Here is a 22,684-nt window from a genome sequence, read left to right as displayed (position 1 = left end):
CTATGCCTCTTGCTTTTGTTCCAGTTTCATATGTTTAACAATAAAATCGGCAATTGCTGCTACATCATCAATATTGAAATAAGGCAAATGCTTTTCCGCTACAGGCTCATCCGATGCAATAGCGACAATATGCGGGTCCGATTTATTGAGAGGTTCGCCAATTTTGCCACCTTTGCGGCGAACTTCGAGCTTATCATGCTTATCACGTTTATATCCTTCGACTATAACAAGATCGCAGGGGGATAGAAGATCCAGAATGGTAGAAAGTGGCGTTTCTTCTTCTGTTTTGTTTTCGTGGATAAGTGCAAAACGACGCGATGATACGACCGCAACCTCTTGAGCGCCGGATTTGCGATGACGCCATGAATCTGTATTTTCATGATCAATATCAAAATCATGATGAGCGTGTTTAACCGTGGAAATTTTGTAGCCGCGTGAAGTCAATTCTTCAACAAGGCGCACCACCATGGTGGTTTTTCCATTGTTTTTCCAGCCGGTTACACCGAAAACTTTAAGATTGTTTTTCATCTTTTATCCTGAAATTTTCCTGCAGATATTGATAATCTTCAGGAGTGTTAACGTTAAAGAATGCACCTTCGCTATAAACATTGTCAAACCGCACTATAGACACATTGTGAGCGAAAGCGAATGAGCGGATGCTTTTGTTTTCGGAACTTGTCAAAAAATTGAGAAGGTCGGATTGAAGCTTTGTTGTCCACAGGGCAAAAGTCGGTTGCAACCCCGATGGTGTGGAGGCAATCCTCAGACAAGTCGTAGTGTCGATTGCCGAAGTCATTTTAACAAAAAATTCATCCGGTATAATCGGGCAATCAACCGGCATTGTAAGTACAAATTGGTAGTTATTTGTAGAAGCATATTGAAGTCCGGCATATATACCCGCAAGCGGACCGGCATATTTAACCTCCGGTGGGTCGGGAAGAACAGGTATGTCAATGTCGGTGTTTACACTTGTATTGGAGCTTATTGCGACGGGAAAATGGTGCTTTACCAATATCTCACGCTGATTTTCCGCAAGGGTCTTCCCGCCAAATTTTAAACCTGCTTTATCCTGTCCCATTCGGGAGGAATGACCACCAGCCAATATCAAACCCAAAATTCTCATTGATTTAACTCTGCGTCCTCGTTCCTATCACATTGTGATAAACACCTGACAAAACACTCTATGGCCTTTTTGATCCAATGCATTGCTTCATTCGGACATTTCGACTGCAGGATAGGAAGCATTAAATTGTCGACAGATTTTAATGGATGCATTCTTCAAAGTCGACAGAAATGCCATAACAAGTTTTTGTTTTCTTTTATTCCTGTTTGAAGACCACCTCGCTGCAAAAGCATAAAAATTACTCTAACATACTGGAAAGGTTAGAAAAAAATCGACGATTAACGCATTCGGAGACAAGGGAATGAAATATTCCGGAAGGTTTCGTGAGAGGAGAAGTGATTTCTTATCCAATATGCTGCTTCAATTCGCGACATTTTTTTGACGTGTCGTGACAAAGGCGAAGCTCGATAGAAATCCTGCAGCCTTTTAAGGAGGATCAAAAAATTGTCGGAAGGCAATAACAATTAGCAGGGAGCATTTCAGGTTTAACAGCTTGGTTACGAAAATCTTGTAAAAGGTTGCTGTAATTTCTCGGAAAAGCTGGACAATGTTGAAAAAACCAATCTCTCGCCTTGTTTTTACATTTTTCGCCGGTTCTGTACTTTATGCTTCGCCTCTTTGCGTGGAACAAGCTTTCGCCATCAACAATCTGATGGAATTGTTCAGCAAAAAATCGAAGCCTGCACCGGTGGACGGAAACAACCAGCTCAAGGTGCAAGACCCTTCATTGTCTGACAAGTCGCAAAATAAAGCGATCAAGAAGCCGAATATCGAACAAATCAAGCGTGCAACTATCGCTAGTCCCAAGCCATTTGATTATAAGCCTGAACGTCTCGTGCCAATCAAATTTCCGGCGATCGATCTTATCGAGACGAATTCGACCGTAAAATCATCTTCTCCCTTCAACCTGCCATTATCTGCCCGCTATAATGTTATACTGGAAGGCAGCGCTTCAAAAGAAGAACAAGCAACGACAGATTTTCGCTTAGCCGATTTGTCCGTTGTTGATGCTGAGGCTGAACAGTCAATAGCCGAGATAGTCATTCACTATTACGAACAAAACCCGAAACTTTTATGGTCGCAGGACGGGGAAGTTGTTACAAAAGCAAAAGATATTTTGCGTTTTTTTAGCTATCTTGATGATGACGGGTTGGAACCACAAGATTATCTGGTGAAAATGCCGGATGAAAATCTATTCGGTGAAGAACGACAGCGTGCCCTTGCCAATTTTGATGTTACTCTGACAAGCCGGATTTTACGTTACATTCAAGATGCTTCAAATGGCAGGATTATTGCCGACCGTTTGTCTCCTTTTCATGATTTACCACGAAAAGAGATAGATTTTGCCGGTGAGTTAAACCGTATTGCAAAGGGCGATAATACGATTGCCATTTTGCAATCCTATCTTCCACACTCCGACTATTATATAACGTTGAAGAAAGCTTTGGCGGAGCTTCCCGAAGCTGGTCATAATGATAATATTAAAATTTCGGTTCAAACCGTAATCAAACCGAGCGAAACGAATGACAATTTGCCCAAATTTACAGCACTCCTTTTAAGTCGGGCGCCATCAGGCTATCTCAGTGAGCACAAAACGATATTGCAAAATCTCGCTGGTGAGAAAACTTATGACGGTCAACTGGTGGATGCTGTCAAAGATTATCAAAAATTCGTCAATAAAACGACCGATGGTATTATCGGACCTTCAACTATCGGAACATTGGTAAATAATAATGTTGATGTGAAGCGACAAAAAATCATCAATTCGATGGAGCGCCTCAGGTGGCTTCCGCATGATTTTGGGTCACGTTATGTATTGATCAATCAGGCAGCATATAGAGCGCAATATGTCGAGAATAATGAAATCAGGCTCGACATGAAGGTTGTTGTGGGCAGTCCACAAAGACAAACTTATTTTTTCTATGACCGGATAAGGCTTGTTACTTTCAATCCGTCCTGGGGTGTTCCAAATTCAATTGTTGTAAACGAAATGTTGCCTCGTATCCTGCAGGATTCGGGTTACCTCCAGCGCAATAATTACCAGCTTTATGACAGTTCCGGAAAACCGGTTTCGGCGTCTGCCGTCAATTGGCAAAAGGTTGCTTCAAACGGCCGCGGAATAAGCATCCGCCAAACGCCAGGGAAAACAAATGCCTTGGGTGAACTCAAGATACTTTTTCCCAACAAACATGATATCTATATGCATGACACCCCCAACAAAGCGGCGTTTTCACGGGATATGCGCGCGCTCAGCCATGGTTGTGTGCGGCTTGAATATCCTCGCGAAATGGCGGCAGCGGTGCTGGGTAAAAATGTTGATGATCTGAAACCTTATTTTGCAAAAGGTGAGCGAAGTGTATCGCTCGGTCAGCCGGTTCCGGTCTATCTTACTTATTTTACCGCCTGGCCTGATCTTAAAACCGGTAGGATCAACTATTATGATGATGTTTATAGTCGCGACGCGTTGATGGCCGGAGCAACAGAAAAAACCGATTCCGTCAGACAGCAAAATATGTAAAACCGGAATAGCGAGACAAAACATTCGGCGATCATTTCATGAAAGAGGTGATCCGGACTTGTTTTCTGAAGGCGCAGTTGCAGATGGGAGCCATCATCAAAAAATTCTACTATAGCGGTGTTAATCGAGCGGCAGTGGTTGTCGGCTTGTCGGTATTGTTTTGTGAATTCCCGTCTTGATGACAAGATCAGTGGGCCTTCCGGTAAATTTGGCTCGACAGTGGCCGTTCAAATTGTGCCATCACCTGAAGATAAGCAAATACATGCGGACAAGCAGAAACAGTTCAGCTCTTTAAAATATTGATGATCAATAATGTCCGGATAAAATATTGATTATAATATCAATAGTGCTCCGACAGTTTCAAAACAATTGTGCCTTTTGTCGTGTGAAAAGGGCTCTGAAAAAAATTATGTTATGGAATGATGTCCATTCAATTGTAGTCAACTAAATCCAAAAGAGAATCGGGATTTTACGAAAGCAGTTGAAGCGTTCTGTAGGTGAAACAGCGGGCGAGTTTTGAACGTGCACAATTGCCATCATTGATCAGGCGGAAAATCAAATCTTCAAATATTAATAAGAAGTGAGGGCAAATCGACAAAAGGTGACGAAAATTACCAAAATAATGAAGGGAATTTAGCCTGATAATTAAAAATCAGCTAATAAAAAAACCGCTTTTCCGCGGAAAAGCGGCTCTTTCAATTGAAAAAAATCAATTACTTGATTTTTGTTTCTTTGAACTCGACATGCTTTTTTGCAATCGGGTCATATTTACGTTTTGTCATTTTTTCTGTCATTGTGCGGCTATTTTTCTTTGTAACATAGAAAAAACCGGTATCTGCAGTCGACAAAAGCTTGATTTTAATGGATGCTGCTTTAGCCATAATAAGGATCCTGTTCCTGAAAATAAAACGACCACCTTCAAACCGGATATATCGTTCCGGTTCACGTGGATTTTGCCGCGACACTAAGGATGTTGTACAAAAAGTCAAGAGCGGATTAGCTTTAACACAACTCTTGAGACCACTAAAATGATATAAAGTCCGAAAAATGTGGCCATTGTGTTCGAAAAACCGAAGGGCGGAAACAGATCCATCGCTTTTCCGATTGCCGTTGGTCCGACAAGCATTCCGATGCCATAGCAAAAAATAAAGGCTGAATTGGCTGCAGCAAGTTCGAATCCCTTGAGCCGTGCTCCAAGTTGCGCCAGACCTATTGTATAGAGGCCAGCTGAAACTCCCCCCAAAATAAAAAGATCAAGAATAAGCAGCCATTTGACCTCTGCAATCCAGGGAATCAATAAAGTGCCAACCAAGCCGATGATTGCACAGCCCATCAAAGGATAGCGTCTGTCCGTAACAAAATCGCTTATAATACCTATCGGAATAAGCAGGAGAACATTTCCCAACGCAAGTATGGACATGAATTTGGCAGCTTCACCCTCGCTATAGCCGAGATTCAGACTGAAGGGGGTAATAAGCGTCAATGCGCCCATTTGTATTGCACCGTAAACCAGTACGGCCATAGTTGAACTTGGCACAGCAAAAATATAGCGGATAAAAGCAACGTGGTCGCTATCTTTGAATGTCGGGCTTAAGTTCCAGGCAATAACAATTGGAATTGCTGCCAGAGCAATCAGAATACAGGCCGTACCGAATGGAGTAAACCCCTGACTTCCTACATGGGCAAGAAGGGTAGGGCCAATAGTAAAACCTAGCCCGAGTGTAATCGCATATATCGCAAGAATCGTGCCGCGTTTAGCTGGAGGAGCCGAGCTGTTTACCCAAAATTCGGAAAGGATAAACATCACCGTAATGGCAAAATGTAAGGTGAAGCGCAAAACGAACCAGATAAAAATCGATTCGAAATAATAAAATCCTAAAAAGCTTGCACATCCGACGCACATCATCGTCAATATGGAACGTGCAACACCGAGTTTTTTAGCAATTCGTGCTGTAAAAACGGCAGCAATAATTGTTGCGATTCCGCCCACAGTTCCGCTGTAACCTATCACGCTACTGGAAAAACCACGGGCAGCCATGAGAATAGAAATAAGTTGGGTCCCGAGCCCCAATGCCATACCCACTGCACCAATCGTTGCAGTGGCGGCAAATATTGCGCGCCATGGCTTCAAATTCTGTGAGGGATGATCAGGCTGCATGATAGAATAACTGGTTATCTCTTATAATAATCGGGAAAAGGAAAGCGTTATCTTTTAAAATCGCTTGGGATGCTAGAATAAGGCTGATCAATCCTTCTTTGTTTTTTATGCGTTTCTTTGCATAATTATAGTTACGGTCAAATTTACCTATTCTGTTTGTTCAAGTCAATTTTCGGGATGTTTGATAATTATTTGTTGCCGCAATGATCACGCTCTAATCTTTGTTAATTGACTTGATAATTTCGGTTCATTAACAAAACCGAAAATCACTGAACAAACCCCTCATTGGTTTACGCTCTGCTTTTTCGTGCTGAACGGTTAAAACGGCGTGCACCTGTTTTGGCTTTATGATGAGATACGGGCGAAAATGCCATGGGTCTTGGAGAGCTCAACATCTCGAAGCGTAACGCGCCGGCAATTGGCTGGGCTTCGACAAGACCCACATGGACGCTGTCACCCAATTGGTAGCCTTTATGGCTCTTTTGGCCGATCAAAGCGTGTCTGGCTTCATCAAAAATATAATAGTCTGTTGCCAGAGTTGAAATGGGCGTGAAGCCGTCGGCCCCGAGGCGGTCAAGCGATATGAATAAACCGGATTTTGTTACACCGGCGATACGACCTGTAAATTCAGCTCCTATCTTATCGGCAAGAAAGTGAGCAACAAGGCGATCTATTGTTTCTCGTTCTGCGGCCATTGCACGGCGTTCGGTGAGAGAAATTGCAACAGCAATTTCATCAAGATTTTTTTCTTCTTCATCCGTTAAACCATCATTGCCGAACTTCAATGAACGAATGAGAGCACGGTGGACAGTCAGGTCCGCATAACGGCGAATGGGAGACGTAAAATGTGCATAATTACGTAAATTGAGCCCGAAATGACCTATGTTTTCGGGAGCATATTCCGCCTGGGATTGTGTACGCAAAACCACTTGATTGACGAGCTCTTGCTGGTCTGTATCTTTTACACGCTCGAGGATTTTGTTGAAGCGTTCGGGTGTCAGTTCGGCGCTTCGAGAGAGCGATAAACCAAGCGAATGCAAAAATTCGCGCAATCCTTCCTGTTTTGCAAGCGAAGGCTGGTCGTGAATACGATAAATCAGAGGCTGGTGCTTAGATTTGAGAGTTTCGGCGGCCGAGACATTGGCTTGAATCATAAATTCTTCAATAAGCTTATGGGCATCAAGCCGCGGCGGGACAACGACATCTTTGATGCGGCCGCTTTCGTCAAGAATAATTTCCCGTTCAGGAAGATCGAGTTCCAGCGGCTGTCGTTTGTCACGCGCCTTTTTTAATGCATCATAGGCTGCCCAAAGAGGCTTTAAAACATTTTCAACTATCGGAGACGTCTTTTCATCCGGCTTTCCGTCTATCGCTTTTTGTGTCTGCACATAAGAGAGTTTTGCGGCAGAACGCATCATGACGCGGTGAAAACTATGGTTTCGTTTTTTCCCCTGATCATCAAAAATCATTCGCACCGCGATAGCCGGACGGTCTTCTCCTTCTCGTAGAGAACATAGATTGTTGGAAATGCGTTCCGGCAACATTGGCACAACGCGATCGGGAAAATAAACCGAATTGCCGCGTTTCAGTGCTTCTTTATCAAGTGCACTATCGGGCCGGACGTAATAACCGACATCGGCAATCGCTACTACGACAATAAACCCACCTTTATTGTCCTCGCTAGTATCCATTTCGGCGTAAACCGCATCATCGTGATCTTTTGCATCTTCCGGATCAATAGTGACGAGCGGAAGATCGCGCCAATCTTCACGATTATCCATCGTAGCGGGTTTGGCAGCTTCTGCCTCTGCAAGTACACGTTCAGGGAAAACATAAGGGATATCATGCGAGATAATCGCAATCATTGACAAAGCTTTTTCGCTATCAATACTGCCGAGAATTGCTGTTACTTTTCCGCGCTTTAAACCGTAATGCTTGTCCCGCCCGATTTCGACCTCCACGAGATCGCCGGATTTTGCCTCACTATCCGGCGACAAATCGACAGCAATTTCGGAAGCTTTCCGGTCAATCGGCTCCAAACGCCATTTACCTTTGCCAATATCACGAAGAACTCCCATTGTCGTGAGTTCCTGTTTATCGATTTTTTTGATTGCGCGCGCGGTATAAGCGGGGCCATCTTTTCTTTTGTTACGAAAAATTTTGGCTAGAACTCTATCCCCTACGCCAATTGCAGGTCCTTTCATGTGTTTTGCCGGATGGAGCGAGACAATGGGCGCATCTTCGCCATCCCAATCGCTGGGAAAGGCAATAAAACCGCCGTCGCGATCGCGACCTTTAATATCGATAAGCGTAACAGGCGGCAGAGTGTGTTTGGGAACTAATTTGTTACGCTGTTTGGCAACAACGCCTTCGGCTTTGAGTTCACGTAGAAGGTCTTTTAGCCAAATTCGCGCATCGCCCTTGAGGTTGAAAGCTTTGGCAAGTTCCCGCTTTCCCGACAAATTCGGGTTTTCCCGAATGAAAGAGAGAATATCATCCTTTGTAGGGAGATGGGAACTTTTCCGGTTAACGTCGGGATGTTGTTTCATAGCTTGTTTTCCATCCCGCCGTTTGACGGGTTATTCACCTTTTTTAGAGGTTGTCTTTTTGCTTGCGGCAGTTTTTGCTGTCGTTTTTTTTGTGGCAGTTTTTTTTGCGGCAGTCTTTTTTGTCGTTCCGGCTTTTGCTTGTGATTTTTTTACAGCACCTTTACGGCCATTTTTGGGAGAAGCTGCTTTTTGTGCAATCAGTTCCAAAGCTTCAGCCAAGGTCACAGATGCCGGATCTTTGCCCTTTGGTAACGTCGCATTGATTTTTCCCCAATTGACATATGGTCCATAGCGCCCATCACGTACAGTTACCTCTCCACCTTCCGGATGTTCTCCAAGTGTTGCCAGAGCTTTGGGTGTGGAACCACGGCGAGAGCCACCACGTGCCTGTTTTTCTGCCAGAACAGTAACAGCCCGATTGATGCCGATGTCAAACACTTCTTCGGGTGTTTCAAGGTTGGCATATTGCCCGTCACAGGAGACGTAAGGTCCATATCGACCAATTGCGGCCATAATCGGCTTACCATTTTCGGGGTGGATACCAACTTCTCTTGGCAAGGATAACAGTGCCAGAGCTTTTTCCAGATTGACTTCGTTCGGTGTCCAGCTTTTTGGCAGACCGGCGCGTTTCAATTCCTCGCCATGCTTGCACTCGACATAGGGGCCGAAACGACCGGTTTTAAGTGTCACATCCTCGCCGGTATCAGGATCTTTTCCAAGTATCGTTGGTCCATCGATTTGCGCGTTTTCGCCGTTGGAAGTGTCATCACTCCCCAATTGCCTTGTATATTTGCATTCGGGATAATTCGAGCAGCCGACAAATGCGCCGTAACGACCGAGTTTGAGTGACAAGCGACCTTCATGGCAAAGCGGACAGGAGCGTGGATCACTGCCATCTTCCCGGGGCGGAAATGCAAGTGGAGCAAGTGCATCATTCAATACATCAAGGACATTGCTTACCCGCAATTCTTTAATGTCGGCGACCGAGGCATTAAAAGCGTCCCAAAATTCGCGCAAAACGTCTTTCCATGAAAGTTTGCCATCGGAAATCAAATCCAGCTTTTCTTCAAGATCGGCAGTGAAATCATATTCTACATAACGATTGAAGAAATTTTCAAGGAAGGCTGTAACAATACGCCCTTTGGCTTGCGGAATAAGTTTACGCTTCTCGATCGTGACATAATCACGGTCGCGCAATGTTCCGAGCGTAGACGCGTATGTTGACGGACGACCAATTCCCAGTTCTTCCAACTTTTTAATAAGCGTTGCTTCGGTGTAGCGGGCAGGGGGCTCGGTTGTGTGTTTCAGAGATTCAATGGAAACTTTTTTCAGCTTTTCGTCTGCTGCCATTTCCGGAAGTCGTACGGAATCGTCCCCATCAGCCGCGTCATCGTCTTTTTGATCAAGATAAGCGGCGATGAAACCGTCGAATTTTATCACAGACCCGACGGCTCTCAAATTTGCACGATCAGAACCTTTGATAGCTTCGATTTCGACAGTTGTCCTTTCGATATCGGCGGGCTTCATCTGGCTTGCAATAGCTCTTTTCCAGACGAGTTCATAAAGCTTGAATTGATCGTTATCGAGATATTTCCTGATATCGTCAGGTTTTCTTTTGAAATCTGTCGGGCGAATGGCTTCGTGAGCTTCTTGGGCGTTTTTCGCCTTGGTAGAATAAAAACGTGGCTTTTCGGGCACATATTTTTCGCCGAATGTGTCTTGAATTGCATTTCTTGCCGCATCAATTGCTTCCGGTGCGATTTGAACACCATCGGTACGCATATAGGTGATAAGGCCGGTTGTCTCTCCGCCTATATCAATTCCTTCATAGAGCTTTTGGGCAATCTGCATTGTGCGTGAAGCTGAAAAACCAAGCTTCGAGGAAGCAGCTTGTTGCAATGTTGACGTTGTAAAAGGGGGAACCGGATTACGCTTGGTCGGCTTTGATTCGACACTTGTGGTGCGATAATCGGCGCCATCCAGCATGCTGCGAATGGTTTCAGCTTGTTGTTCGGTCTTTATATCAAGTTTCGCGAGCTTTTTCTGGTTGAATGCAGTTAATCTTGCTATGAAACTTTCATCAGCTTGAGTGGCTAGTTTAGCTTCTATTGACCAATAATCTTCGCGCTTGAAGTGTTCAATTTCCGACTCACGGTCGCAAACAAGACGCAATGCAACAGACTGTACACGACCGGCAGAACGCGCTCCCGGCAGTTTTCGCCAAAGCACAGGCGATAACGTGAAACCTACGAGATAATCGAGTGCGCGTCTTGCCATATATGCATCTACCAGCGGAATATCTATATCACGCGGGTGCTTCATTGCTTCCAGAATGGCATGTTTTGTAATGGCGTTAAAGACGACCCGTTTAACGGGTTTGCCCTTTAATAACTTTTTATGCTGCAAAACATCAAGAACATGCCAGGAAATGGCCTCACCTTCGCGGTCAGGGTCGGTTGCCAGAATAAGACCATCGGCGTCTTTCAAAGCTTTCGATATTTCAGCGAGACGTTTTGCACCGGTAGAGCTGGTGTCCCACTTCATCGCAAAATCCTGATCCGGCAATACCGACCCGTCTTTTGCCGGTAGATCACGCACATGCCCGAAAGACGCCAGCACTTTATAATCGGGTCCTAGATATTTATTGATCGTTTTAGCTTTTGCCGGTGATTCGACTACGACAACATCCATAATGATATCCGTTTCCCTGAACCAATGATTTTTATCCCCTCTCAATTGACCGGCTTGATCGCATTGGTCAAGGCTAAATGAAAAAAAAACGTATATGCAACTAATGATTGCACTATGAAAAAGTACACGTTATTATAATAAATCTCACTAACAATCATTAAAAATGACGCGTTGACCATGAAAATTTTTACGTTGGCTCCAGATCAATAAAACATAAGGAGAATTAACGTAACGAGGAGAAGTTACATGTCTATAGAACGCTTGAAAATCATAGGCTATATAACTGATATGTCTAAACAAATGAACGAGATGGCAATAAATGTCGATTCGCCGTTTTTGGCATTTTTGTTGGACATGGTCGCCAAAGAAGGACAAAATATTCTAAAAAATAGCGAGTCTAGTCAGAAAATCAGTGACAGCAATTGAAACCATGCCGCCACTGTGGCGGACAAGTTTTCCCGCCAGATCCAATTCGACCAGAATGAGATAGATTTGGTCAATCGGGACTTCGGATGCAAGGCTGAGCGTCTCCAGGTCAATCGGTGCTGTAGAAAGAGCATTTAACACAGCGTCACGGTCTTTATCTATTCTGTCAATTGCATTTTTATCTAAAACCGGTGTTTGTGGAAGCTCTGTATAGTTTTCGTCGGTATCACCGAATATCGCTAATTGCCTATTATCTTGTGATGGAGATAGAGGTGTGAGTGTTTCTGTGATGTCTTCCGGACGGGTGACAAGCAGTGCACCTTCTTTAATGAGATTATTTGTGCCCTGTGCACGTGGATCTAACGGAGAACCCGGTATTGCAAAAACGATGCGCCCCATTTCCGCAGCCAATCGGGCAGTAATCAGGGAGCCTGAACGGGTTGCTGCTTCACATACCAGAAGTCCAAGTGACATTCCGGCAATAATTCTGTTGCGTCGGGGAAAATCCTGAGCTCTGGGTTGAGTTCCAATGGGCATTTCGCTGACGATCGCCCCGCCTTTATCCAATATGGTGAAATACAACTCTTTATTTTCCGGCGGATATATATGGTCAATTCCACCGGCCATCACTGCAATTGTTCCGGTATCAATGCTCGCATAATGAGCGGCTGTATCAATTCCACGGGCTAAACCGGAAATTGTTGTGAAACCCGTTTTCCCCAACTGATTGGCAAACAGTGTTGTCAGTTTTTTCCCGCCGGCCGATGCATTTCGCGAGCCTACGATACCCACAGAGGGAGAAAAAAAACGATCACAATTTCCTTTTACCAAAATGAGAGGGGGAGGTGCTTCGATTGCCCGCAAATAGGGAGGATAATCAGGTTCACCCAAGCCGATAAAACGTGCGCCGATTTTTTCCGCAAGTTCGAGTTCGCGTTCGGCATCTTCACGACTGGCGATCCTGATAGGCTTTCCTCTGCCCCCTTTGGAACTCAGTTCCGGAAGTGCATTGAGGGCATCACCTGCCGAACCGAAATGTTCGATAAGATCAATGAACGTAACAGCTCCCACATTTTCACTACGTATCAATTGTAGCCAATGGAGGCGCTGCATATCGGTAAGGGGAATCCCTTTACGTTTTTCCATCTGAATTGCAACTTCCCGCTATTTTTTTCCCGCTATGTTTTTGTCCTACTATGTTTTTTTAGAACCGATTTTGCTTTCTGTCCCAGTCATTAAACGTCGTATATTGGTATGATGTTTCAAAATAACGATTAAACTCATTACCGAAAGAACAATAGCAAAGAGTTTCTGGGATGGGTTATCCATGAAAAGTATGATGAAAACCGGAACAAGAATGACTGCAAAAAGCGCAGAAAGTGAAGAATAACGGGTAATAAATGCGGTAAGCAGCCAAACACAGATAAACACCAGTGCAGCGGGTGGAAAAAATCCCAGACAAACGCCGAGATAGGTTGCAACACCTTTACCACCCTTGAATTTGAGCCAGATCGGATAGATATGACCTATAAAGGCTGCAAAACCACCCAACGCAACAACGACAATATTGTTATAATCCAATGACGATAAGAAAGCGGCAATATAAACCGCAAGAGTGCCTTTAAACATGTCGCATAAAAGCGTCAGCAGTGCGATTTTCTTGTTACCGGTGCGTAAAACATTCGTAGCACCAATATTACCCGAACCGATTTTGCGGACATCTCCAAGGCCAGCCAATCGGGTGAATAGCAGTCCGAAGGGAATAGAGCCGACGAGATAGCATATAATCAATGTCAACCATGAGACCATTTTGGGAGATAAACCGATGTCGGCCATGGAGTTACCCTTTTTTAGTTTTGCCGTTCAATTCAAGAGTTCTGATATTGGTATACCATTTTTCCCGACACGTAGGTTTTTAGCACATGTCCTTGAAAACGTGCATTCTCGAACGGGGTATTTTTTGAACGAGAATGCAGCATATCAAGAGTTAAAACCCAAGGGTCGTCGAGATCAACCAGTATGAAATCGGCAGCTTTTCCGGGTTTTAGACTGCCCGCGTCGATTTCCAGAATCTTTGCCGGATTGGTAGAGAGCAAAGCGGCAATTTTTATAAGTGATAACGATTGATCGTGATAGAGTCGCAAAGCGGCAGCAAGTAACGTCTCCATACCCACAGCACCGGCTTCTGCATCTTCGAAGGGTAAACGTTTTGTATCAGCACCTTGAGGATCATGGCTTGATACAATCATATCGATCGTTCCATCGCGGACAGCTTCAATCATAGCATGGCGATCATCTTCTGATCTGAGCGGCGGCGAAAGGCGGAAAAATGTCCGATATTCGCCAATGTCATTTTCATTCAATGTCAGATTATTGATTGATACTCCGGCTGTTACATTATTCAATTTCTGTTTTGCCTGACGCATGGCATCTGCCGACATTGCAGTGGACAATTCGGCTGCATGATAACGACACCCCGTCAAAGCGGCCAAACGCAAATCTCTTTCCAGCGGAATCACTTCCGCCTCTTTGGGAATACCCGCAAGGCCAAGCCAGCTTGAAAGCAGCCCTTCATTCATAACGCCTGTACCTGTCAGCCACTTGTCCTGCGTTTCGTGGATAATGAGCGCATCAAAGTCATGGGCGTAAGTCATGGCACGCCTGAGAACCAAAGAATTTTCGATTGTTTGATGACCGTCGGTAAAAGCGATGGCGCCGGATTCTTTTAGCAGCCCGAATTCGGTCATTTCCTGACCGGCCAGTTGCTTTGTAATTGCCGCCGAAGGATAAACATGAACACAGGCATTATCGCGAGCGGTCTGTTTTACAAATTCGACAAGCGCTACGTCGTCAATGACCGGATGGGTGTCTGGCATCATAACAAAAGACGTAACGCCGCCCGCAGCCGCGGAATTGCTTGCCGAGCGGATCGTCTCGCGATGTTCGTTCCCGGGTTCACCGACGTAAACGCGGGCATCAACCAGTCCTGGCAGGATTGCCTTTCCTTGGGCATCAAAAACCTCTGCCCCTTCAGGCGTTCCCTGATTTTGAGTATTAGCACCACAAGCTTTTATAATACCATCAACGACGATGAGCGTTCCTATTTCGTCTTTGTCACATGACGGATCAATGATACGGGCATTTTGGTAAACGATCGACTGCGTCATTGATTTTCTCCTTCGCTGCGACGCGGATCCAAAAGAGCCTCGATAACAGCCATTCTGACAGCAACTCCCATTTCAACTTGTGTGTGGATAACACTTTGCGGACCATCAGCAATGTCGGATGCAATTTCTACTCCCCGATTAATCGGTCCGGGATGCATAACAATACAATCTTTTTTTGCCAGTCCGAGTTTTTGTTTATCAAGCCCGAAAAAGCGGAAATATTCTCTAACGGAAGGAATAAACGCCCCCGACATGCGTTCGCGCTGCAGACGAAGCATCATAACAACATCTGCATCTTTTATGCCCTCCTGCATGTTTGTAAAAACATCCACACTCATATTGTCTATTTCATTGGGAAGAAGCGTTGTGGGGGCAACAGCACGCACACGAGCTCCTAGTGCATTGAGACTGAGGATATTGGAGCGGGCCACACGCGAATGCAAAATGTCGCCACAGATAGCCACAGTCAAACCATCGATTCGTCCTTTTGCACGCCGGATTGTCAAAGCGTCAAGCAACGCCTGTGTGGGGTGTTCATGGGCGCCGTCACCGGCATTGACTACCGAGCAACTCACTTTCTGTGCAAGCAATGCGGCCGCACCGCCGGATTTGTGCCGAATGACGAGAATATCGGGATGCATGGCATTTAACGTCATTGCTGTATCGATAAGCGTTTCGCCCTTTTTTACCGACGAATGGCTCACCGCCATATTCATCACATCGGCTCCGAGCCTTTTTCCTGCAAGTTCGAACGAGGATTGTGTCCGCGTCGAATTTTCAAAAAAAAGATTAATTTGTGTTCGCCCGCGCATGGACGTTTTTTTCTTGTCAAGTTGTCGCGATATTGCGACATTGGCATCAGCACGGTCGATCAATGTTGTCAGGTCGTGCGCAGTCAGGCCTTTAATGCCTAAAAGATGCCGGTGGGGAAAAATGGGGAAAGATGTTGTTTGTGTCATGATGAAAATTTCCTGAAGAAACTGACTGACACTACAACAAGGCTTGCTTTTTATGCAATGTCTGATTTAACCGCACGAGAACTAAATGTGTTTATATGGTTTGATCTATATATTTGACTTGAAATGAAATTCGGGAAAAAATTGTGAGCACTTTGCCTAACCAGAATATAATGCGAAAAAATGCGTTTTTGGACGATGCGGTTTTGTTCCGTTTTTCGTCGCTCTTGCCGACGCCGTTGCTCGCGGGATTCGAGGAAATCGGCGCATTTGTTGCCAGTCGTGAGGCGCAAGATCTTGCAAGGTTGGCCAATATCCATCGCCCGATATTGAGACGGGAGAACGAATGGGGTGATGGCATACAACAATTGGAAACGCATCCTGCCTATCATGCGCTGCTACGTCGCTCACGTCAGGCAGGGCTTTGTTCTTCGTTGTGGGAGAATGGACCGGCTGAAAATGGTGTTCGCTACCAATCACGAGCCATCAGACTTTTTCTGATGGCCGGTCTTGAAACCGGACACTTAAATGAAATCACATCAACAAGCGCAGGTATTTCCGCTTTAATTGGCGAATCCGATCTATTTGCCAAATGGCAAAATGCTTTATTATCACGTCAACACGATTATTCTTCTCGTCCTATTTCCGCAAAACGGTCGGCAACACTGACTTTCGCATGTGACGATATAAAGAATAACTTGCAAAATATCCCTCATGTTTCAACGGCAACACGTATCTCCTTCGACGCGGCGAATGGACGTGATCTTTATCGCATCGACGCAGTTAAACAGTCCGTTTTAAATCCGATGTCGGACGGCTATTTCGTAACGGCTGAAGTAGGCGGCCAGAAATGTTGCTTTTTTATTTCCCGGTTTCTCGAAAATGGCACTTTGAACGGAGATCTTTCGGTAGATTTTCTTATCCATCGCGCCGGTGAATGTTCTGCCCCCGAAGGCCAAGTTACTTTCCACGACAGCCTTGGCTGGCTCATCGGTAAAATCGGTGAAGGAGATAAGGTCATAAGAGATGTCGAAACCATGACACGTTTTGACCAGGCGGTTATTTCAACTGGTGTACTAAGAGCGGCGCTGCAAAGTGGCATACTGTTTTTCCGGCGCTTCAATCCAAGGCAGGTTTTGCCGCCTTTGACAGAACGGGTTTTTGCCGATTTGGCACTCGATGTCGTCGCTTCGCAATGTCTTGTAATGAGGCTTGCTCGTGCTTTTGATAATGCTGCTTCAAATAGGGCGGAAGCTGCGTTTGCCCGTATCATGACGCCGATTGTAGCAATTCATATCAACGAATTGGTCGTTCCGGTTATCGGAGAAATTATAGCGCAAATGGGTGCACAGGCATTTATGTTTGATAGCCGCTTGGCGAGAATGCTTGTGGACGCTCCAATGCGCACGATAAAAGGAAACGGCGGAAATGACATTGTGGTTGATACCATCCGTTTAGGTGAAAGGGCGCCGGGACTTTTTCAAGGGCTACTTGACCAGATCGGTCGTGATATTGGTGCTGCCGGTCCTAAAACCGTTGAAATATTACATGCAGCAGCTCAAGTTGCCATCAGCGACGTTGGTGCCGGACGGCTATTTATCGAACAAATGGCCTATGCGGGTGCGGCTGCGGCCTTGCAACAAGCCGATATGCCCCATATCACCGCTGCCTATATTGAAAGTCGCCTTGGTGGGCAATGGCGTTCGTCTTACGGGATGTTGAGTGCGCGTCATCACGCCGGACATATATTGGATACGCTTTATCCCGCCGTTTGAGTTAAACTTTTATTATACAGTTCGAGCCAAACTTTGAAGCCTGTCGAGTGCTCCTTGTAAAATGAACGCCGCTGCCGCAGAATCAATTCTGACGGCACGTTTGGCACGCGAAACATCCATTTCGAGAAGGCCGCGTTCCGCTGCCACTGTTGATAGCCGCTCGTCCCAGAACACAAAAGGAATCGGCGTCAAGCTGTTCATATTATGGACAAAAGCACGCGTTGCCTGAACGCGTGGGCCACTCGTGCCATCCATGTTTTTTGGAAGGCCGATAATTGCAACGCCAATGTTTTCTTCAAGAAAAATTTTCAGAAGCTCACGAGCATCAATAGAAAATTTTTTGCGTTTCAATACCGGGCGAGGGGTGGCAAAACGCCAACCGAGATCGGATATAGCGATGCCTATCGTTTTTGTCCCCAAATCAAGGCCTATAATATTTTTGTCCTTAAGACCGAGATCAGGAATTTCAGTAATATCTATAACCGGCATTGAGGCTCGCCTTTATGAAATATCCCGCTTCAATAAGCAGGTACTTGGCATTTTGGTATTTTGCGTTCAATATACGGTAAAAGATGGAACTTCCAATAAAAAACAAGGGTAGTGGCATGAAAATTACATGGCTCGGGCATGCAGCCTTTCGCGTCGAAGTTGGCAAAGCGGTTATTCTTATAGATCCTTTTTTGACAGGTAATCCGTCGGCAAAAGACCTTAATATCAAAAAGGCTGTCGAAGGTGTGACCCATATAGCCCTCACGCATGGTCATAGCGATCATGTTGGGGATACAATTGCTATTGCTAAGGAAAAAAATGTACCGGTGACAGCAAATGCCGATCTCGCTGCCTGGCTTCAATCACAAGGTGTGAAAAACGTTGTTCCCGGTAATGCAGGCGGTACACAGGCACATGACGGTTATAGCATCACTTTTGTCAATGCCATTCATTCGTCGGCAATGCTTACCGAAAACGGTGTTTCGCAATGTCTTGGCAATCCGAACGGGCTGGTGTTCCATTTTAATGATGCTCCGACACTCTATCACATGGGCGACACAGATATTTTTTCCGATATGCAGTTGATTAACGAATTGCATCAACCGGAAATCGGCATTGTGCCGGTTGGCGATTTCTTCACAATGGGGGGAGCCGTTGCAGCACTCGCATGTCAACGCTATTTCCATTTCAAGACAGCGATACCTTGTCACTGGGGTACTTTTCCGGTTCTTGATCAAACGCCGGAACGTTTTGTTAGAGGTATGAAAGGAACAGAAACGACGGTTGCATTGCCAAAAGTCGGTGAGACGCTCAATTTCTGAGCGTCTTTTCTTGCTCTTGAATGTTTGATCTCAATAGCGTCATTATCATAGCCGGATCGGATAACCGGATTTTTATTGACACTTATGATAGTGAATATTCTGTCTATGAGGTCAGCACAAAAGACTTTTCATTTTCTCTAAAAAACAGCGTTTTACCTTATTCTGGCAATATTCCAGAAAACCGATTATCCAAGTAAATATTTTTTCGGAGAAAACGACGATGATAAAAAGCTTCATAAAACTAGCTTTTTTACTTATTTTTCTAACTTATGGAGCATCCGGAATGGCTCAAACAAAGGTGGTTGCCACATCATTACACGCGCCTACAGGCATTGCATTTAATAATCAGGGAGAAATGTTGGTTACCAACTGGTCTGGAAATTCCGTCGTTAAAATAACGACAGAAGGAAAGCAACAAGTTGTTTATTCCGGCATAAGCGCTCCAGCCGGCATTGTTGTTGATCATCGCGATAATATCTATGTTGCTTCCTATCAGGATAATTATATTTTAAAGATAGATAACATCGGTAATGCGTCAAAAATCGCGAGCGGTTTTCATACGCCTACGGGGATCGCTTGGTCAAATACAGGTGAGTTATTAGTCACCAATCGTTCATCAGGCGAAATAGTCTCCGTCAATGTTGAATCCGGTGCAAAAAAGATAGTAGCATCAAAACTTGGGTTACCTGTTGGTGTAACACAATTGCCTAATGACGATTTGGTCGTGTCACAATATAGCGGGAATTTGACGCATATTAATGCAGAAGGCGTTCATAAGCAGCTAGGTTCCAGCTTTAATCGACCTGGCGTGGGTATTGTGACGGTTTCTGACCGTTTGGTTGCTGTTATTGATAATGGTGCAGGTGCGGTTCGGTTAGTGAATGTTGATACGGGGGAAACAAAGCTGCTCGCTAGCAATTTAGACGGGGCTGTAGCTTTAGCCTATTTCAAGGGGCGTTATTATGTTGGTACCTGGAATGATGGCCAAATACGTGTTTTTGATTGATATCAAATTCTTAAAAATTAAGATTTTATGGTCACCAGCAAGATCAATACGATAAGGGTAATGATCCCGTCTTAATAACTCAATCGACACTCTCATTGCTGGCGTTTTTTGCTTGGGCTTTGAATGCTAGAGATACACGAGGACTAAGTAACATTTAACTCGACAAGGTTTTGGGCCATTGTCCCGTTTGCCACACAATTGGCCTGCGCATACGGGGCGTAAGTTAGCCAACCCTAAACCATCAATTACCGCTTGGTTTGGAAGCTCTAGAGAGAAGAATTTGATAATGGATTCTACGCACCAAAAATAAGGATAATTCGCATTGGCAACGTGTATGTTGTGCGAGAGCTATCGCCGATTTTAGGTGGACTATATCTCTATTTTAAGAGCGCGATTCCATGTTACTCGCGCGTTTTTCCTGCCCTTGATCAGACATCCGAACACCTCGTTCTTGGCGTTGACGATGGAAAAACGGTTGTAGACACACCAAAAGTCGGTGAAACGCTCAATTTCTGAACGTCTTTTCTTGCTCTTGGAGGCTTCGACCTGTATAGATTCATTAGAGAAAATGTCTTTCATACGGGATTTACCTAATGTCTGTAGATATTAAAACGGTCAAACGTGTTGCCCGTCTTTCGCGCATTGCTGTGAAAGATGACGAAGCAGAGCGTATGGCAAATGAGTTGAACGCTATTTTAGGATTTGTCGAGCAGCTCGACGAAGTGAATGTAGACAATGTCGAGCCGCTAACATCTGTCATTCCCATGACTTTGCGTACACGTGAAGATGTTGTCACCGACGGGAACAAAGCATCCGACATTGTCGCCAATGCACCTTTGAGCGAAGACAATTTCTTCCTCGTTCCAAAAGTTATCGAATAGCAATTTGAATATTTATTTTTGAGGCATGATATGACCGATTTGACGAAGCTGACAATTGCCGAGGCTCGTGACGCGCTCAAGAAGGGCGAATTCAAGGCAACAGAACTGGCGGATGCATATATTCATGCCATTGAAGCATCCAATCCCGCTATTAATGCCTATGTATCGGTAACTGCCGATCATGCGCGGAAGATGGCCAAAGCCTCTGATGAAAAAATAGCGCAAAAGAAGGCAGGGGCGCTTGAAGGCATTCCTCTCGGTGTGAAAGATCTTTACGCAACTTATGATATCCACACCCAAGCCTGTTCCCATATCCTTGACAACTTCAAACCGAAATATGAGTCGACTGTAACCAGCAATCTATGGGCTGATGGCGCTGTTATGCTCGGCAAGCTCAATATGGACGAGTTCGCAATGGGATCGTCCAACGAAACATCCTATTATGGTCCTGTTGTCAATCCGTGGCGCGCCAAAGGTTCTAAGGAAAAGCTGGTGCCCGGTGGTTCTTCCGGTGGGTCGGCTGCTGCTGTTGCTGCTCATTTGTGCGCTGGTGCAACAGCCACCGATACTGGCGGTTCCATTCGTCAACCTGCCGCATTTACCGGTACTGTTGGCATCAAGCCCACCTATGGGCGTTGTTCGCGCTGGGGAATTATCGCTTTTGCTTCTTCACTTGATCAAGCTGGCCCCATTGGCCGCGACGTGCGCGATTGCGCTATTTTGTTGAAATCTATGGCTTCCTTCGACGAGAAAGATTCGACTTCCGTCAATGTGCCCGTCCCTGACTATGAGGCGTCTATCGGAAAATCGGTCAAGGGCATGAAAATCGGTATTCCTAAAGAATATCAGGTTGACGGCATGTCGGAAGAGATAACGGCACTTTGGCAAAAAGGCATAGACTGGTTGAAAGAGGCGGGGGCTGAAATCGTCAATATTTCACTTCCTCACACCAAATATGCATTGCCGGCCTATTATATTGTTGCGCCTGCTGAAGCATCATCGAATCTTGCCCGTTATGACGGTGTGCGTTATGGACTTCGGGTGCCCGGTAAAGACATTATCGAAATGTATGAAAATACCCGTTCCGAAGGTTTCGGACACGAAGTCAAACGGCGTATTCTCATCGGCACTTATGTTTTGTCAGCCGGTTACTATGATGCCTATTATCTTAAGGCACAAAAAGTGCGTACACTCATCAAACAGGATTTTGATAAATGTTTTGACGCCGGCATTGATGCCGTTTTGACTCCGGCCACACCGACTGCGGCCTTCGGAATTGCAGATAAAAAATTGAAAAACGATCCTGTAGCCATGTATCTCAATGATATTTTTACGGTTACTGTGAATATGGCAGGGCTCCCCGGAATTTCATTACCGGCCGGACTTTCCAAGGATGGGCTACCCTTAGGTTTGCAGCTTATTGGCAAGCCTTTCGGTGAGGAACAATTATTCCAGACAGCCAATATTATCGAACAGGCGGCTGGCAAGTTTTCTCCCGAAAAATGGTGGTAATCGGTCGTCGATATCTGCTAATATCGGCAGTCACTAATAATTCCTTTAACACGGCAAAAATTTTGCCGTGTTTTTTGTTTACTCATGCATCACTCATGGAACGATGAATTTGAGGTTCGAGGGAATAAACGAACAACCGCTTGATGTTCCAAAAATGGCATTTGACTGATGCTATAATTAATGAACAATGGAACATTAAAAACACTTAATATCAAAAAGATACAACAATTTATTAAAAAACAACATTAACCATTTTATGTTTTCAATTAAAGGGGATGGGGACCATTTCAAGATTGTCGAATAAGGCCCGTAAGAAAGAGTTGGTTCGGGGTTTTGTCGATCGGATTCGCGCGTTTTAAGGCTTGTCGGTGTTTTGAGGGCCGAAATATTCTGCCTATATTTTATTCCTCGACATGCTCTCCGGATATTTCGCTTTGAGATCAAAACGAACGCTTTAAAAACTCTTATACATAATCGGTGACCGACTGTCTGACGCGGATGAAACAAGCCGGATGACGAAAAGCGATAGATAAATTATGCCTCAACATGATCTTCGGATATTTCACATCAGGATCAAAAAGAACGCTTTAAAAAATCATCTACACGACTCTT

At 45.0% G+C, this 22,684-nt stretch carries 17 protein-coding genes; 6 read left to right on the top strand and 11 right to left on the bottom strand.

Annotated features, from left to right (window positions below):
- On the bottom strand, nucleotides 1-528 hold the full coding sequence (mobB, locus tag BBC0178_RS06590; protein WP_077971692.1) for a molybdopterin-guanine dinucleotide biosynthesis protein B: 528 nt from the start codon (nucleotides 526-528) through the stop codon (nucleotides 1-3).
- Nucleotides 512-1,123, bottom strand: coding sequence for a molybdenum cofactor guanylyltransferase (gene mobA / locus BBC0178_RS06585; RefSeq protein WP_078039605.1), 612 nt, complete (start codon nucleotides 1,121-1,123; stop codon nucleotides 512-514). Before mobA ends, mobB begins: the two co-directional genes overlap by 17 nt.
- Before the next feature lie 547 nt (nucleotides 1,124-1,670).
- Here mobA and BBC0178_RS06580 point away from each other — a divergent pair.
- Complete coding sequence (locus BBC0178_RS06580) at nucleotides 1,671-3,641, top strand: L,D-transpeptidase family protein (protein WP_078039604.1); 1,971 nt, start codon at nucleotides 1,671-1,673, stop codon at nucleotides 3,639-3,641.
- Between the two features lie 713 nt (nucleotides 3,642-4,354).
- On the opposite strand, the gene rpmG is transcribed toward BBC0178_RS06580, so the two are convergent.
- The 8 genes from rpmG to BBC0178_RS06535 form a co-directional block, all read right to left on the bottom strand.
- Complete coding sequence (gene rpmG / locus BBC0178_RS06575) at nucleotides 4,355-4,522, bottom strand: 50S ribosomal protein L33 (protein WP_075870557.1); 168 nt, start codon at nucleotides 4,520-4,522, stop codon at nucleotides 4,355-4,357.
- Between the two features lie 104 nt (nucleotides 4,523-4,626).
- Nucleotides 4,627-5,799 carry an MFS transporter gene (locus BBC0178_RS06570; protein WP_078039603.1) on the bottom strand — a complete coding sequence of 391 codons (1,173 nt, stop codon included), beginning with the start codon at nucleotides 5,797-5,799 and terminating at the stop codon, nucleotides 4,627-4,629.
- 290 nt (nucleotides 5,800-6,089) lie between these two features.
- Nucleotides 6,090-8,348: a ribonuclease R gene (rnr, locus tag BBC0178_RS06565; protein WP_078039602.1), complete on the bottom strand. Its 2,259-nt coding sequence runs from the start codon at nucleotides 8,346-8,348 to the stop codon at nucleotides 6,090-6,092.
- Nucleotides 8,349-8,378: 30 nt separating this feature from the next.
- Nucleotides 8,379-11,039, bottom strand: a complete 2,661-nt coding sequence (gene topA, locus BBC0178_RS06560; RefSeq protein WP_078039601.1) for a type I DNA topoisomerase — start codon at nucleotides 11,037-11,039, stop codon at nucleotides 8,379-8,381.
- Nucleotides 11,040-11,420: 381 nt separating this feature from the next.
- Nucleotides 11,421-12,611 carry a DNA-processing protein DprA gene (gene dprA, locus BBC0178_RS06550; RefSeq protein WP_078039599.1) on the bottom strand — a complete coding sequence of 397 codons (1,191 nt, stop codon included), beginning with the start codon at nucleotides 12,609-12,611 and terminating at the stop codon, nucleotides 11,421-11,423.
- A 48-nt stretch (nucleotides 12,612-12,659) separates the two neighbouring features.
- Nucleotides 12,660-13,301 (bottom strand): glycerol-3-phosphate 1-O-acyltransferase PlsY, encoded by a 642-nt coding sequence (gene plsY, locus BBC0178_RS06545; RefSeq protein ID WP_078039598.1) that lies wholly within the window; start codon nucleotides 13,299-13,301, stop codon nucleotides 12,660-12,662.
- A 32-nt stretch (nucleotides 13,302-13,333) separates the two neighbouring features.
- On the bottom strand, nucleotides 13,334-14,632 hold the full coding sequence (locus tag BBC0178_RS06540) for a dihydroorotase (protein WP_078039597.1): 1,299 nt from the start codon (nucleotides 14,630-14,632) through the stop codon (nucleotides 13,334-13,336).
- A complete protein-coding gene (locus BBC0178_RS06535) occupies nucleotides 14,629-15,591 on the bottom strand; it encodes an aspartate carbamoyltransferase catalytic subunit (RefSeq protein ID WP_077971677.1) in 963 nt (320 codons plus the stop codon). The genes BBC0178_RS06540 and BBC0178_RS06535 overlap by 4 nt, the downstream gene beginning before the upstream one ends.
- Nucleotides 15,592-15,734: 143 nt before the next feature.
- Here BBC0178_RS06535 and BBC0178_RS06530 point away from each other — a divergent pair, with 143 nt between their 5' ends.
- A complete protein-coding gene (locus BBC0178_RS06530) occupies nucleotides 15,735-17,363 on the top strand; it encodes an acyl-CoA dehydrogenase family protein (protein ID WP_078039596.1) in 1,629 nt (542 codons plus the stop codon).
- 12 nt (nucleotides 17,364-17,375) lie between these two features.
- Here the strand turns inward: BBC0178_RS06530 and ruvX are convergent, their stop codons facing one another.
- On the bottom strand, nucleotides 17,376-17,852 hold the full coding sequence (gene ruvX / locus BBC0178_RS06525; RefSeq protein ID WP_078039595.1) for a Holliday junction resolvase RuvX: 477 nt from the start codon (nucleotides 17,850-17,852) through the stop codon (nucleotides 17,376-17,378).
- A gap of 116 nt (nucleotides 17,853-17,968) precedes the next feature.
- Here ruvX and BBC0178_RS06520 point away from each other — a divergent pair, with 116 nt between their 5' ends.
- From BBC0178_RS06520 to gatA, 4 genes are all read left to right on the top strand, one after another.
- Complete coding sequence (locus tag BBC0178_RS06520) at nucleotides 17,969-18,673, top strand: metal-dependent hydrolase (RefSeq protein ID WP_078040391.1); 705 nt, start codon at nucleotides 17,969-17,971, stop codon at nucleotides 18,671-18,673.
- A gap of 283 nt (nucleotides 18,674-18,956) precedes the next feature.
- On the top strand, nucleotides 18,957-19,679 hold the full coding sequence (locus BBC0178_RS06515; protein WP_149867436.1) for a Vgb family protein: 723 nt from the start codon (nucleotides 18,957-18,959) through the stop codon (nucleotides 19,677-19,679).
- 593 nt (nucleotides 19,680-20,272) lie between these two features.
- The gene (gatC, locus tag BBC0178_RS06505) at nucleotides 20,273-20,560 is read left to right on the top strand and encodes an Asp-tRNA(Asn)/Glu-tRNA(Gln) amidotransferase subunit GatC (protein WP_077971667.1); all 288 of its coding nucleotides are present in this window, start codon (nucleotides 20,273-20,275) and stop codon (nucleotides 20,558-20,560) included.
- A gap of 30 nt (nucleotides 20,561-20,590) precedes the next feature.
- Nucleotides 20,591-22,072 (top strand): Asp-tRNA(Asn)/Glu-tRNA(Gln) amidotransferase subunit GatA, encoded by a 1,482-nt coding sequence (gatA, locus tag BBC0178_RS06500; protein ID WP_078039592.1) that lies wholly within the window; start codon nucleotides 20,591-20,593, stop codon nucleotides 22,070-22,072.
- Nucleotides 22,073-22,684: the final 612 nt, after the last annotated feature.

The sequence above is a fragment of the Ditibartonella apihabitans genome (assembly GCF_002007485.1).
In the GTDB taxonomy this organism is placed as follows: Bacteria; Pseudomonadota; Alphaproteobacteria; order Rhizobiales; family Rhizobiaceae; genus Bartonella; species Bartonella apihabitans.
This window is presented reverse-complemented; position numbering and strand designations above follow the sequence as displayed.